Annotated in this window: 17 protein-coding genes; all 17 read right to left on the bottom strand. The window is 30.5% G+C overall.

The window, feature by feature from the left end; genetic code table 11:
* Positions 1-423: 423 nt before the first annotated feature.
* Positions 424-1053 (bottom strand): histidine kinase dimerization/phospho-acceptor domain-containing protein, encoded by a 630-nt coding sequence (locus ACEN2F_RS00980; protein WP_441734876.1) that lies wholly within the window; start codon positions 1051-1053, stop codon positions 424-426.
* A gap of 157 nt (positions 1054-1210) precedes the next feature.
* Positions 1211-1549 carry a hypothetical protein gene (locus ACEN2F_RS00975; protein WP_441734874.1) on the bottom strand — a complete coding sequence of 113 codons (339 nt, stop codon included), beginning with the start codon at positions 1547-1549 and terminating at the stop codon, positions 1211-1213.
* The gene (locus ACEN2F_RS00970; protein WP_441734871.1) at positions 1546-1896 is read right to left on the bottom strand and encodes a phage holin family protein; all 351 of its coding nucleotides are present in this window, start codon (positions 1894-1896) and stop codon (positions 1546-1548) included. Before ACEN2F_RS00970 ends, ACEN2F_RS00975 begins: the two co-directional genes overlap by 4 nt.
* A 57-nt stretch (positions 1897-1953) precedes the next feature.
* Entirely contained in the window at positions 1954-2223 is a 270-nt protein-coding gene (locus ACEN2F_RS00965; RefSeq protein ID WP_441734869.1) for a YtxH domain-containing protein, read from the bottom strand.
* Positions 2224-2245: 22 nt separating this feature from the next.
* Positions 2246-2398 (bottom strand): lmo0937 family membrane protein, encoded by a 153-nt coding sequence (locus ACEN2F_RS00960; RefSeq protein WP_441734866.1) that lies wholly within the window; start codon positions 2396-2398, stop codon positions 2246-2248.
* A gap of 27 nt (positions 2399-2425) precedes the next feature.
* Positions 2426-3058 carry a porin family protein gene (locus ACEN2F_RS00955; RefSeq protein WP_441734864.1) on the bottom strand — a complete coding sequence of 211 codons (633 nt, stop codon included), beginning with the start codon at positions 3056-3058 and terminating at the stop codon, positions 2426-2428.
* A 196-nt stretch (positions 3059-3254) separates the two neighbouring features.
* Complete coding sequence (locus ACEN2F_RS00950) at positions 3255-3716, bottom strand: hypothetical protein (protein WP_441734861.1); 462 nt, start codon at positions 3714-3716, stop codon at positions 3255-3257.
* A gap of 60 nt (positions 3717-3776) precedes the next feature.
* Positions 3777-3962 (bottom strand): hypothetical protein, encoded by a 186-nt coding sequence (locus tag ACEN2F_RS00945; RefSeq protein ID WP_441734859.1) that lies wholly within the window; start codon positions 3960-3962, stop codon positions 3777-3779.
* Between the two features lie 587 nt (positions 3963-4549).
* Entirely contained in the window at positions 4550-4990 is a 441-nt protein-coding gene (locus tag ACEN2F_RS00940; protein WP_441734856.1) for a hypothetical protein, read from the bottom strand.
* A gap of 104 nt (positions 4991-5094) precedes the next feature.
* Positions 5095-5316: a hypothetical protein gene (locus tag ACEN2F_RS00935; RefSeq protein WP_441734854.1), complete on the bottom strand. Its 222-nt coding sequence runs from the start codon at positions 5314-5316 to the stop codon at positions 5095-5097.
* Positions 5317-5806: 490 nt separating this feature from the next.
* The gene (locus tag ACEN2F_RS00930; RefSeq protein ID WP_441734852.1) at positions 5807-6001 is read right to left on the bottom strand and encodes a hypothetical protein; all 195 of its coding nucleotides are present in this window, start codon (positions 5999-6001) and stop codon (positions 5807-5809) included.
* A 206-nt stretch (positions 6002-6207) separates the two neighbouring features.
* The gene (locus tag ACEN2F_RS00925; RefSeq protein WP_441734849.1) at positions 6208-6642 is read right to left on the bottom strand and encodes a response regulator; all 435 of its coding nucleotides are present in this window, start codon (positions 6640-6642) and stop codon (positions 6208-6210) included.
* 2 nt (positions 6643-6644) lie between these two features.
* Positions 6645-9140, bottom strand: a complete 2496-nt coding sequence (locus ACEN2F_RS00920; RefSeq protein WP_441735921.1) for an ATP-binding protein — start codon at positions 9138-9140, stop codon at positions 6645-6647.
* An 82-nt stretch (positions 9141-9222) separates the two neighbouring features.
* The gene (locus tag ACEN2F_RS00915) at positions 9223-9768 is read right to left on the bottom strand and encodes a helix-turn-helix domain-containing protein (RefSeq protein WP_441735918.1); all 546 of its coding nucleotides are present in this window, start codon (positions 9766-9768) and stop codon (positions 9223-9225) included.
* Positions 9769-10179: 411 nt separating this feature from the next.
* On the bottom strand, positions 10180-10662 hold the full coding sequence (locus ACEN2F_RS00910) for a hypothetical protein (protein ID WP_441734846.1): 483 nt from the start codon (positions 10660-10662) through the stop codon (positions 10180-10182).
* A gap of 3 nt (positions 10663-10665) precedes the next feature.
* On the bottom strand, positions 10666-11343 hold the full coding sequence (locus ACEN2F_RS00905; protein ID WP_441734843.1) for a peptidoglycan DD-metalloendopeptidase family protein: 678 nt from the start codon (positions 11341-11343) through the stop codon (positions 10666-10668).
* A gap of 318 nt (positions 11344-11661) precedes the next feature.
* On the bottom strand, positions 11662-14070 hold the full coding sequence (locus tag ACEN2F_RS00900; RefSeq protein WP_441734841.1) for an alpha-ketoacid dehydrogenase subunit alpha/beta: 2409 nt from the start codon (positions 14068-14070) through the stop codon (positions 11662-11664).
* Positions 14071-14098: the final 28 nt, after the last annotated feature.

Genomic DNA, 14098 nt, shown 5'->3' with positions numbered 1-14098 from the left:
TAATAGCTCGTTAATTAGAAATATTCAGAGCGCCTGTTCTAGTTTTTATGAAGTAAAACGAAACAAAACTTCCTGATACGCTTCGCAATGCAAGTGACGCTTAGTGAAAGCCTGCTTAATTCAAAATTTTATTTTTCTTTAGGTCTGTCTAATTAAAATTATTAGAACGTCGTTAAATCAAAATTAACACCAGATTATAGCTAACGATTGTTAATACTAAAAAATCAGGAAGTAGTTTGTTCTGAGAAGTAAAGAAGACGAAACATTAAAATCTATGCTATTCCTAAAGGAGGAATTTACTGTTAGAAAAAGGAGTACGATCTTCCTTATGGCATCTTGATAATTCTTCTGTGAGAATTAAAGAATACAATAATCAACAAGACTGAAAAGTTAAATGAAGCAATTTGTAGTGTAAGTGTTTTTTTAGGACTTTTTTTTCTTTGTACACTTTTGTTCTAGCGCACATATAAAGGTGGTCAATTCATTTGTAAAAACATCAAGAGAAATGGCTGATTGCTTGATATAACTTAAAAATTCCTTTATTTCGTTTGGTGAATTTTTAGGGTCCTCCAATAGATTTGATAAACCAATAATATTGGCAATAGGTTGTCTTACTCTGTGAGAAGTCATAAACATCATTTCTTCAAGACCTTTTATGTATTCTTTTTGTTGTCTTTGAGCTTTTTTAAGTGCTGTATTTGCACTACTTAATTCAGCGGCTCTTTTTTCTTTTTCTATATTTTGAAAGGCTAGTTCCTGATTAGCAATAATTAGCTCGGCTGCTCTTTTTTCTTTTTCTATATTTTGAAAGGCAAGTTCCTGATTAGCTACTATCAATTCAGCTGCTCTTTTTTCTTTCTCTGTATTTTGAAAGGCAAGTTCGTGATTGGCAATAATTAATTCAGCTGCTCTTTTTTCTTTTTCAATATTTTGAAAAGCAAGTTTTTGGTTAGCAAGCACTAATTCGGCTGCTTTTTTTTCACTGTGTTTATTTTGAAAAATAAGTTGCCGATTATTTATAATTAACTCTTCTTTTTTTATTTTTTTGTCCATTTTTTCCAAATTAATTTTTAAAGAATTGTATCAATTATGGCAAATAACGATTTTATTATTTAGTTATAAGTTTTTTCAATGGAAAATAAATGTATTAGATTTTTATTTTCTAGTGAAGAGTAGAAAATCACTTATAATATTGAAGTTTTGTGTGTTATTAAGATTTAGGAGTATTTGAATATTTTGTAACTACATTTGTAATAACAAATTGTAATAAGGTTCCTAATATTCTTTTAATTGGATTGTGTGTAGCTCCTAACATGACTTTTTTAGTGAGATATCCAGTAGAAATCCCAACGATATTGTTAATCAGATTTCCTCTTAATTCGGCTGAAGTAGTCATATCTGTAAAAATATTCTTGACTATATTCAACGGTCTTAAACTCTCATAGGTGTAATGATACTGATCCTTGAGTTGCATCAGCTCTACAGTTTGTTTTTTTTGTAGTAGCACAATCATCTCTTGCAGTGTATCGGTTGCATTTATTTGTTTCATCTCTCTTTCTTTAACATTTTAACAATAATATAATTACTGATCGGCATTTTAACCCATCGATTTTTATAGTAATATAACAGTACTGAAATTAAAAAGTAAACAGCCGCGATTACAAAAAATCCATAATACGACTTTCCAAGTAATTCACCAATCCATAAGGAAAGACCTATGGTTAAGAAAAAGATAAACAATACAACTACAACAGAAACAGCTAGTTTTGAAAGTAGAGAGGAAACAATATCAGAGGTTTTGTCTATCGCATTTAACTTAGCAAGCTCTATTGTTGTCCGGGTATAATTCTCTGCTTTTTCAAAAAGCATTTCTATTGTAGTTGAATTGTTTTCCATATTGAAAAAATATAACGAAGTAGTGTTTGAAATTTTGTTATCGTTATGATTTTAAATTTAAATTTTAAAATCTTTTCTAGCTTCTGTAAGTTTTGCTTCGCCTTGACCAATTAAATTCTCGCCTTCGCTCCAAATTTTTTCATACTTTTGAGTTATTGATCCCAATAAAGTATCTAATTTATCTTTTAGTTCGTCTGCATAATCATTACTTTTATTCATGATTTTTCTTCTTGTTTTGTCTCCTTTTTCAGGTGCAAACAAGACTCCTAATAATGCTCCAACGGCAACGCCGCCTAAAACTCCTAATATAATTTTATCTGGTTTCATATTTTTTTTTTAAAATAATGATTTATATTCCTCTTCCTTTTATCAGTCTAAGTATTACAGCTATTACCGCAATAACTAAAAGTATGTGAATGATTGATCCTGCGCTATATGCAAAAAAACCAATTGCCCAAAAGATTATTAAAATTACCGCTATTGTATAAAGTAGATTGCTCATAATTTAAGTTTTTAAAAAATTAATATTTTAATTAAGTCTTAGTCCAACATATACACTCAAAACGCTATTTTTAGCATCAGGATAAGTGTAGTTAGAATAATTTCTTTCTTTTCCTACTTTGGTTAAACCATAGCTATAACGCACTCCAAAGTTTACAGCATCTAAATCAATACCAACTCCACCCGCAACACCTGCATCAATCTTGTTGAAGTCATCAGTATCTAATTCATTCTCTGCACTGAACAAATTTGAATCATTTGTTGTCTTACCACTTACCATATAACCAACATAAGGACCAGCATGCACGTTGAAATTATTGGTAAGATTTACTACTAACAGCACAGGTACTTCAATATAATTGACATTAAATTTTGCAGTTCCATTTGCAAAAGTATTATCGTAAACTAGTTCAGCTCCTTTTGTGGTATAGTTAATCTCTGGTTGAATTGCAACAGAATTAGTAATAGGAAGTTTTGCGTATAAACCGGCATTAAAACCAGTTAGGACATTATTGTCATCTACTGTATCTGTATACAGATTAGAGAAATTTAAACCTCCTTTAAAACCGAAAGCGGCTGTTTTTTCTTGTGCTTCAACAGTTGTAAAAACCATAAAGCTTGCAAATAATGAAGCTAGGAGTACTGATTTTGATTTTTTCATTTTTTTGTTTTTTGATTAATATTGTTCTTTACAAAGATCATATTGTTTCAAAATATATATGTTACAATACTTTTTGATAAATTTATATTATTCACACTTTTTTAATTTTAAAATAAATTTTCATAGTTTTCACCTAAATTCACCACACATTAAAACAATAAAAAAGAGACAATAGAAAATGTCTCTTTTTTATAATCTACTTATTATCAACTGTTAAATTTTTTATTGCTGTACCAAGTTCGTCAATATCTCTGTTGTATTCTTCTTTAAAAGATTTCCAATCATCACCAGCATCATTTTTGTATTGATCAACTTTTAGCTTTATTTCTTTATTTTTTTGTTCCAGCTCTTCAATTTTTTGAGCATATCCTTCATCTATTGTTTTTCCAGTTTTTTTCATTTTAGCTTTCATCTCAGCTATTCGCATTTCGTTTTGCGATATGGTCGCGTTGGTACTATCCTTGAAAGCTTGCCATTCCTCTTTTGTAGCAGCTTCTCTTGCGCTTGATAATTCTTCTTTGGCATCATCAAGATTGTCTCTGGCGTCTTCAACATTTTCTTGAGCCGCAGCTTCATCTTTGGTGGTGTTTTGACAGCCAACCATTATTGTTGCAGCTATAAAAGTTGTTATTGCTGCAGAAAAAATTAATTTTTTCATCTTGTTCTATTTTATTTAATGATAAATTTTGGAATCAGTCAATTGCAAAAAGGCAACAAATTATAGACTATCAATTATTTTAAGTATCTCTTCTCTTGTTTTTCCTAATTTTATTTGGAGTTTGCTAATCATCTCCTCTTTTTTATCCTTCGCAAAAAGTAAATCACTTTCATTCAAAGCTGCAAACTTTTCTTTTAATTGTTTTTTTTGGTCTTCCCACTTTCCACTTTGCTCGGAATTATTCATTTTGATTTTATTTTTTTGCGAAATAATTTTCACTTTCCAAAGTTCAATTATTTGATTCAGATGTTTATTACATAACTATTACGATTAGTTGCATTATTCACGGATTATATAAACAAGTTCATAGCCTTGCAATTATTACTATTGTGAAGCACAATCTGAAAAACTTAGAGTACCACACTTGAGATTCAATAAAAATCTTTAGGGTTACATCATGTTTTTTTGCCATTACGTTCTTACTTGGGATCTGTTTTAGTTACTTAATAATTAATTATTTTGATCTGGCGTTAAGGTGATTTACTATTTTTTCGTCTAAACGTATATTTTCTCTATTTGAGGAAGTTGTGGTTTTAGATTAAATTTCTTTATTGGACATGATACTGAAGGAAATAAAGAGAATTTTTGTGAATTGAATGTATTCTGGATCGAATAGCAACTTTTATTTTTTTTAACTAAATACTTTTTGAAGTTAAGTTTTAGAGTTAAATCGTAGTTTCTAAAATTTAGAAGATCAAATTTTGTCTTTTATTATTAGAGTGATTTAAAAAAAAACCTACCTCATATTATATAATAAGGTAGGTTTTCAAGATTTAAAATCTATCCGTAGATAAGATCATTTGCATTCCTGGATATTGAACGTCTGCATCGTCTTCAGCGGTAATAAATACTTTTGAAGGCTTGAATGCTGTAACAGTTTCAAAAGTAGCTTTAAGTTTTGAAGATAGTAATCCAGTATCACTTTTTATTTGTCCAATATTTTTAGTGATAGATTGATCCGTTTCCATCCAAACAACATATACATTTTTAGAAGGCTGTAATCTCGTTACCTCGGCTAAATTTGTTATTTTGATTTTTATCGAATAATTTTTGTTACTGTCTTTAGTAACTTTTACTGATCCTTTTGCGGCAGGCACTACAATTGAATTCTGGAAAGCAACATTTGTACCGCACGATGAAAATGAGAGTAGCAACACAATAGCAAATGTACTCGCTAGTAATTTTTTTAAGTTAGAACTTAATTTTGTTTTCATTGGAATTTTATTTAAAGATAAATATGTCACAAATTTCCGAAAAATAACACTAATTTTTGTTGTATAACTTTTATTCAAACTTATAACATTCACACATTACTGCGTTAATTACTTTGCTTATTGCTTTTTAGGATTAAAATAATACCTCCGGCTACTAAGACTATTCCAGCAATAGGCGACCATTTAATAGGATGATTTACTTCTTTATTAATTTGGATAGGACCAATGTCAACGATTTTCTCAGTAGTTACATAATTAAAACTGTTGTACAGCAACATGATTGCTCCTATTATGGTGATCACAATCCCAATGGTTCTTGTTTGCATTTTTGTGGTTTTTTAAAAATTGTATAAAGGTTGCTTTGGATTCAAATAAGACTTACAAATACGTATTTAATTTTCATGTAAATCAATTTAAAAAAAATAAGTACTTAATGTTTTGCTTAAAAAAAACACTTTCAAATCATCTAATCTTTACATTCGTTTTCCTTCTGTAAAATAAGTGCTTTAAATAGTTGTATTTCTTAAGTTTTATTAATGATCCTAAAAGGCTGTTTTTCTAATGCTATTACAGTAGCTAATTCTGGAAGACAAAACGTTTGATTCAAATTAAAAATTTGACATAAAAACTATGGATTGCACTACTTTTCTTTAAGAAGTTTAAAATATATATATTGTACTTCATTCAAAAATAGAACGGTCAAAAAAAGATGTTTGGCAGTTCTATTTTATCGATTAAATAGTAAAAATGTACATTAATTCTTGAATTAATATACTCGTAATTTAATTACTACCTGTAAAATATGAAGTTGATTTGTTATGCTTCGTCTTTTGTTGTGCGAATCAAACTAATTCCAGACGCAAAAAATACCACGCCTAAGATGCCATAAATTATAAGTGATTTGATAGAACTCATTTCACCTGATGTACTTGAAAATAATACAGCAGTGTAAATAAGTCCACCTATTCCTAATATGGTTAATAACGTTCCGAAGATTCTTTTAAGATTCATAATTTTTTTTTAAAAATGGATTAATATAATTTTTAGTAATTTCTTTTGAATACCCAATTATAAAACACATCACTTATTGAAAACTTGCTTCAAAAGGTTATTTGAATTATAATTATAACACAAATATATTTGGATTAAACAGCAAAAATGTTACATAATTGATAATAAAAGTTATATCATTCACACTCTAAAAGGGCTAGTAAAAATTACATTCTTTCCATGAACCAATTTAATTCTTTGGTCATTTTTTGATTTTTAAAAATAGTTTTAATGTTTTTTTTCAATCTAATAAATGCCGTTTCACTTTTTATTACATAATCAAATGCCTTATGATGCATGCAATTTACTGCAATTTCAATTTTATCTTGTGATGACAACATGATTACAGGAATATCAGGGTTGAAAGCTTTAATCTGATCTAAAGTTTTAATTCCGTCCATCGCATTTTCCTCAACACCATCCAACTGATAATCTAAAATAATCACATCAGGATTATTAGCTATATTTGCTATACAAAGTTCGCCAGTAGAATAGGTCTCAATGATAAAATCGGCATTTTGGGTAAATTCAATTTCTAAAGATTTTAAAAATAACGCATCATCATCAACCAAGAAGATTTTTATTTTATTTTCGTTTTTCACTATTATGTGTTTTTAATTATATTAAGTTCTTCTTCTAATTCACTGCAGGCTTGTAAACAAACTTCTTCCAGTTGTAATACTAAATCATATATTCCCTCGGACTGTTCTTGTGAAATTGCAAAGTCTTGAATTTTTTTTGCCATATTTTCAAAATCACTATTTATACCCATTATTGCAAAAGAAGGAATCATTTTATGCACTGCAGCGCCTAGTAATTTCCAGTTTTTGGCTTCTAAACTTTGCTTTATGGTGTTCATTAATGAAGGCGTTTGTTCTAAATAAAGAGTAATCATTTCCATCATTAAAGCTGGATTAGACTTTGTTCGTTGATTTAAATAAATTAAATCAATACACTTTATTTTTTTTTCTTTGGTGTTGCTTATTTGTAGGCCATCATTTAGTTTTTCTGTCAGCTTTTCAAGTTTTGGCTTTTTTAAGATCCCTACAATTTTACTATACAATAGTCTTTCATCCACTGGTTTTGCAAGATAGTCATTCATTCCTACCGATTTGCATTTAGCCAAGTCTACTGTGGTTACGTCAGCAGTTAAGGCAATAATTGGTATTTTTGAATTCATTTTCTTACGAATATATTCAGTCGTTTCAAATCCATTCATTTCTGGCATTTGTAAATCCATTAAAATTATATCGTAGTGATTTTCTTTTAATTTTTCGATTGCTATTCTTCCATTTTCAGCAATATCACGCTCAAATCCAAAATCATCCAATAGCGTTTTCATTAACAATTGGTTGATGGCGATATCTTCTACTACTAAAACTTTTATATTTTTAATTTCAGTATCTAATTCAATTAATTCATTTTCTAATTCAGCATCAGCATTTGTTTTCTGAAAACTTAGCGTAAAACTAAAGGTCGAACCTTCGTTTAAGGTACTTTTTACTCGAATAGTTCCTCCTTGTGGCTCTATTAATTGTTTTACAATGGCCAAACCAAGGCCAGTTCCACCGTACAATCGTGAAGTTCCACTGGAGGCTTGTTGGAAATTTTCAAATATTTTTCCTATTTTTTCTTCCGGGATACCAATTCCTGTGTCTGTAACGGCAAATTCAATAATGACTTTATCTTCGTCTTCATGAATCAAATGAACGCTTACGGTAATATTTCCTTTTGAAGTAAATTTGACAGCATTGCTTACGAGATTTAAAATAATTTGATGTAAGCGTACAGGATCACCAACAAGTACATTTGGAATTTTACTATCGTATTGTTTTATTAATCGTAGGTTTTTTTCTTGAATTTTTGTTTCAAATAAATGCAGCATAGCAGAGATTGATGATTTCATTTTGAAAGGTATTTTTTCAAATGTCATCTTTCCTGCATCTACTTTTGCTAAATCAAGAATATCGTTAATGAGAACAATTAACGAATCACCACTCATCTTAATGGCGTTAATATATTCTTTCTGTTTAGGGGTTAAGTCTGTTTTTAATACCACTTTTGTAAATCCAATGATAGCATTCATTGGTGTGCGTATTTCATGACTCATATTAGACAAAAACTGTTGTTTTGCTTTCACGGCATTTTCGGCTACAATAGTAGCGCTTTCTGCATTTTTTTTTGCTTCTTCTGCAATTTCAGTGGCTAACTCTGCAAAAACTCTAGCTTCAATCAATTCGGTTGCAATTCTTTTTTGCTCTGTCACATCCCTAGCAACAATTACAACACCAAGGATATTTCCTTTATCATCCTTATAAACAGATCCATTGCATAATACATCAGTTAGTTTGCCATTTTTGTGTTTTAATACTAGTGGCGAGTCAGCTACACAACCTTTTTTAAATACTTTCTGATATACTTCTCGCGCGTCTTGTTTTTCAGTAAAATAATCAAAAAAATTAGAATCTGTAAGTTCCTCGCGAGTCAATCCCGTAACATTTACCGATGCTTCATTCATATCGGTTATTTTTCCTTTGGTATTTATTGTAACTAGTGGATCGCGACTTGCTTCAATTAAACTAAGAGTATATTGTGAGGCTAATTTAGCATTGTAAATAAGCTCTTCTAATTTTTTATTTACAATTTCCCGTTTTTCTTTTTCTTCATTTTGAAATAAAAGCTCTTTTTTTGCTTTTCTTAATTCTTTTGCTTGTTTTTGTTTTTCAGTGTTTTGAAACTTTAATTCCTTGTTAGCAATTCGCAAATCCTGTGCCCATTTTTGTTTGGCAATTTCTCTAGTCACGATTACAATTCCTAAGGTGATTCCCATATTATTCTTGTACACGGATCCATTAAACAAAACAAGTGTCAATTTACCATCCTTGTTCTGCAGTGTAAGTGGAAAATCACTAACAAGACCTTTTAATAAGACTTCTTGACAAACATCTTGTGTTTTTTGGTTTTCAGTAAAGTAAGTATAAAAATCAGAATCTATTAAATCATCATCACTGATTCCCGTAATTTTGACGGTAGCCAGATTAAAATCTGTAATTTTTCCTTCTGTAGTAATTATAAATATGGGATCTAAACTGGCATCTATAAGACTTTTGGCGTATTGGGATTTTTGATTTTTTATGATTTCTCTTTATTAAAAAATTTTATATGAATTAGAACGTACTTTTTTAATTGCCAATTTCTTCGATAGGACTTCTTCTCTTATCTTTTAATTTCTTAAAATGAGAAGGTGAAAGTCCAGTAACTTTTTTGAATTGACTCGATAAATGCGCAACACTGCTATAATTCATTTTCCAAGCGATCTCTGTTATATTTAATTCTCCGTAAATAATTAGTTCTTTGATCCGCTCTGTTTTATGTGAAATGATGAATTGTTCAATTGTAGTTCCTTGCACCTCAGAAAACAAGTTCGATAAATAGGTATAGTCGTGATTTAATCGTTGACTCAAATAATCAGAAAAATTAATTTTAATGTTCTCTGTGGAATGGTGAACCATTTCAATGATTATATTTTTTATTTTTTCAATAAGCATCGATTTTTTGTCATCCATCAACTCAAGACCTGAATCTAAAAGTGCTGATTTCAAAACTTGTCTTTGCTCCATAGTGATATTTTCCATAATTTCAACTTCACCTAAATCAACGACCATAAAGTGAAGTTTTAATTTTTTTAGCTCTTCTTTCACTACCATTTTGCAGCGATTGCTTACCATGTATTTGATATATAGTTTCAAAAATATTTATTTTACAGTTTTAACAAAATTAGATATTTGCAATAAAGGTACATTATAAAATTTAACATTTTAGTTATAAAATTGAAGTTATTGCATTTTTCGTAGGATTTTAATTTTAAATAGTTTGCTTACACAAGCAACTCATATTTCGTTCACTCCTTTACTGTAGCGCTTAATTATAGGGGTTAGCTTCTTTTTTTTAGTCTTTCGTAATTGATTTTATGTTCACTTTACCCAATATGTAATCTTTGACTACTACAAAATTAATGGACACAAAAAATCCCATAAATTTAGAAAAAAGGTATGGGATAATTCAGTATTACGTTATTTTATATTTTTTAGAAATGATATCTTACTTACTTTCTAATAATCACTATTTACAAAAACTAGTTATTTCATCAAAAATGAATTTACCCAATCTAAAGATTTAATTGAAGAAACTTTATTTTCTTTATTTAAGGTTACACGAAGTTCTTTATTAGCCACTTTTTTAGTGTAAAGTGCCTTGTATCTAAAAAGGGTGGTTCCGTCAAAATTATTTTTGTACGCTTCAACCAATTGAAGATCAATGAAATTACCGTAATACTGACGAAACCGTATACAGGTTTTCGTAAGCCTTTCTTCGGTTGTGTTTTTTATTACTGATGCAGTTGCTTCCGAGAGATTAAAAGGCTTAAATTTAGAGGTATTGCAAGTCATTAAAACTCTTTTCCCCAATTCATAAGCTTTAGTTTTCTGAGCATCTTCTATTGCTGTTACGTCCAGTTTGACAATTTTTGCGATTTCAATTTCAGGTTCTGGAGTTGTGACAACTGTTTTTGATTTACATCCAATCAATAAAAGAATGCTACAAATTATAATTATTTTTTTCATGATTTATTTAATTTTTAATAAGATATTTGGATCAGGGCAATTTTTTAAATAAAAACTCAAATCATTTTCACTACAAACGCCGGGATAGTCTCCAAAAACGGAATCTATTTTTTTTATTATCTGGAAATGTAAATGTGGCGCATAATCTCCATTTACAGTAGCATCTCCTAATGTAGCCAGCTGACTTCCTTTTTTTAAAAAATCACCAATATTAATATTGCCAATGCTTTCAAGGGACAAATGACCATATAAAGTATAGAATTTTTGGTTTTCTATTTTGTGTTCTAAAATAATTGTTGGACCATAATCGCCCACGCCTGTATTGTAATTAAAGCTATGGATAAAACCGTCAAGTGCAGCCAGAACTGGGGTGCCAGCCTTGATCCATAAATCTAGACCAATGTGAATATTTCTTTCATCGGTTTTAGTATCGTTAAAAATAGTACTTCGTTTGTACAAATTTCTAATTTCATTGTATCCACCATAAGCAACTTTTGCATTATTTTGAGTCAAATAATCCTCGATATATTCTTCAAAAGCAGTTGCGTTATCTAAATTTTTTTCTGAAATTATTGAATTAGTTTCAGATAAATCTAGCGGCAAGTAGCTTTTGTAATCAATAGTTTTATCTATAACTTTAACATTTTGAATATTGTGTAAGATAGTTTCTAGTTTTGTCATTTATTCGTTTTTAAAAATTCTAATTTAAATAAAAAAAGCCTGTATTAAAATTTTACCTCGGGATTATAACTTTTTATTAGCAGAAACAATCATTTTAATTGGTCATTCTAATTTATTTTAAATCCTTTAGTTAGGGATTGAACAATATCTTTTTTATTTAGTAAATGAACTGAGTTTTTATTTAAAACCAGAATGACATTTTAGGTTTTCTGCTTTAATAACTGCAAATTGTTGATTATTTGTTATGTTGGGAGTTATGTGCTTTTTATAAAAAAATCCCAACCGTTCTGATTGGGATTGTAAATCATTAAATCAATTTTAATATAAATTTGGATATTTTGATGGATTTACTTCATTCATCATGCTATACACTTTTTCAAAAATATCTTCAATTGAAGGCTTAGAGAAATAGTCACCATCTGTTCCGTAAGCAGGACGATGTGCCTTTGCGGTTAGGGTTTGTGGTTTGCTGTCTAAATAATTATAAGCATCTTGTTGTTCAATAATTTGTTGCAAAACATAAGCCGATGCACCACCGGGCAAATCTTCATCTATTACTAAAAGACGATTTGTCTTTGCAATACTTTTTACAATATCTTGATTAACATCAAATGGAAGCAGCGATTGTAAATCGATAATTTCACAATCAATCCCTATTTCAAAAAGTTCTTTTGCTGCTTGCTGTACTAATCGCAACGTTGAACCATAGGAAACAAGTGTGATATCAGTTCCCTGCTTTACCGTTTCAACAACTCCTATTGGTGTTTTGAATTCACCATAATTTAAAGGCATTTTTTCTTTTAATCGGTAGCCATTCAAACATTCAATAACTAAAGCAGGTTCATCACATTCTAATAAACTATTGTAAAAACCAGCTGCTTGCGTCATATTTCTTGGAACCAAGACGTGAATGCCTCTTACAGCATTGATGATCATTCCCATGGGCGAGCCAGAATGCCAGATGCCTTCTAAGCGGTGGCCACGAGTACGTATAATAAGTGGCGCTTTTTGTTTTCCCATAGTTCTATATCGCAATGTTGCTAGATCATCACTCATAATTTGTATGGCGTACAGTAAATAATCGAGGTACTGAATTTCAGCAATTGGACGTAATCCTCGAAGTGCCAATCCTATTCCTTGACCTAGAATAGTAGCTTCTCGAATTCCTACATCGGCAACACGAAGTTCTCCGTATTTTTCTTGCATTCCTTCTAAACCTTGGTTCACATCACCTATAGTTCCTGCATCTTCACCAAAAATTAAGGTTTCAGGATATTTTGTAAAAATAGCATCAAAGTTGTCTCTCAAAATCATTCGGCCATCAGTATCTTCTTTGGCATCCTCTTTATAGACTGGTGCAACTTTGTGAACAGAAAACACATTTAAATCTGTTTCTGAAAACAAGTTGCTGCTAAAATTCTTTTGTGTTTTAGCCGTGTATGTCGTTATCCATTTTGAAAGTTCTTGTTTCCCGTTTTCTGCAAGAATTAAGCGTAATACTTTACGGGCCGTTACTAAAATTTCTTTTTTCAACGGAGATTTAATATCGTTTAAATCTGTTGTATATTTTAATATTATTTCTTGTTTGCTACTGCTTTCCGCTATTTTTTTCAATAAAGCGACTAATTCTTTTTGCTCTTCAACAACAGGCTCTATAAAGGCATTCCAGGCTGCTTTTTTACCTTCTAACACGTCTTTTTTGGCTTGTGCGTCAATTGCTTCAATTTCTTCAGGCGAAGCAATATTGATAGCAATCATCCACAATCTCATCTGGCGAATACAGTCATATTCTTTTTCCCATGCCAATCTACTCGCATCTTTATACCTTTCATGGGAACCAGAGCTAGAATGTCCCTGAGGCTGTGTTAACTCATTTACATGAATTAATACAGGAACATGATTTTCTCGGGCGATAGCCGCCGCTTTTTCATAAGTAGTTATTAAGTCCGCATAATCCCACCCCTTTACTCTTAAAATTTCAAAGCCATTTGTGTTTTTTTCTTTTTGGTATCCTTTTAAAATTTCAGAAATATTTTCCTTTGTGGTTTGATGTCTTGCATGAACAGAAATTCCGTATTCATCGTCCCAAACACTCATTACCATAGGTACTTGTAAAACACCCGCAGCATTGATGGTTTCAAAAAATACTCCCTCGGACGTGCTTGCGTTTCCTATAGTTCCCCAAGCAATTTCATTTCCTTGGTCAGAAAAATTAGCTGCATTTGGAATTCCGCTAACGTGTCTATAAATTTTAGATGCTTGCGCAAGTCCTAATAAACGGGGCATTTGTCCCGCTGTAGGAGAAATATCAGCGCTTGAATTTTTTTGTTTTGTTAAGTTTTTCCAACTTCCATCATCATTCAAACTATGAGTGGCAAAGTGGCCGCCCATTTGCCTACCTGCTGACATTGGTTCTTGTTGTATGTCATTATGACCGTATAATCCTGCAAAAAATTGCTGAATAGTCAATTCTCCAATGGCCATCATGAAGGTTTGATCCCGGTAATATCCAGAACGGAAGTCACCATTCTTGAACGCTTTTGCCATAGCTAATTGTGGTACCTCTTTTCCATCACCAAAAATTCCAAATTTAGCCTTACCAGTCAATACTTCTTTACGTCCTAAAAGACTACATTCTCTGCTTATTATCGCTACTTTATAGTCATTTAATACTTCTATTTTGAAATCTTCAATTGTCAATGTAGTATTGGTTTTTTCTTTTATCATAATTGAAAAGTATAACTTTGAGCTGCAA

The sequence above is a fragment of the Flavobacterium sp. W20_MBD1_R3 genome (assembly GCF_052119725.1).
In the GTDB taxonomy this organism is placed as follows: Bacteria; Bacteroidota; Bacteroidia; order Flavobacteriales; family Flavobacteriaceae; genus Flavobacterium.
This window is presented reverse-complemented; position numbering and strand designations above follow the sequence as displayed.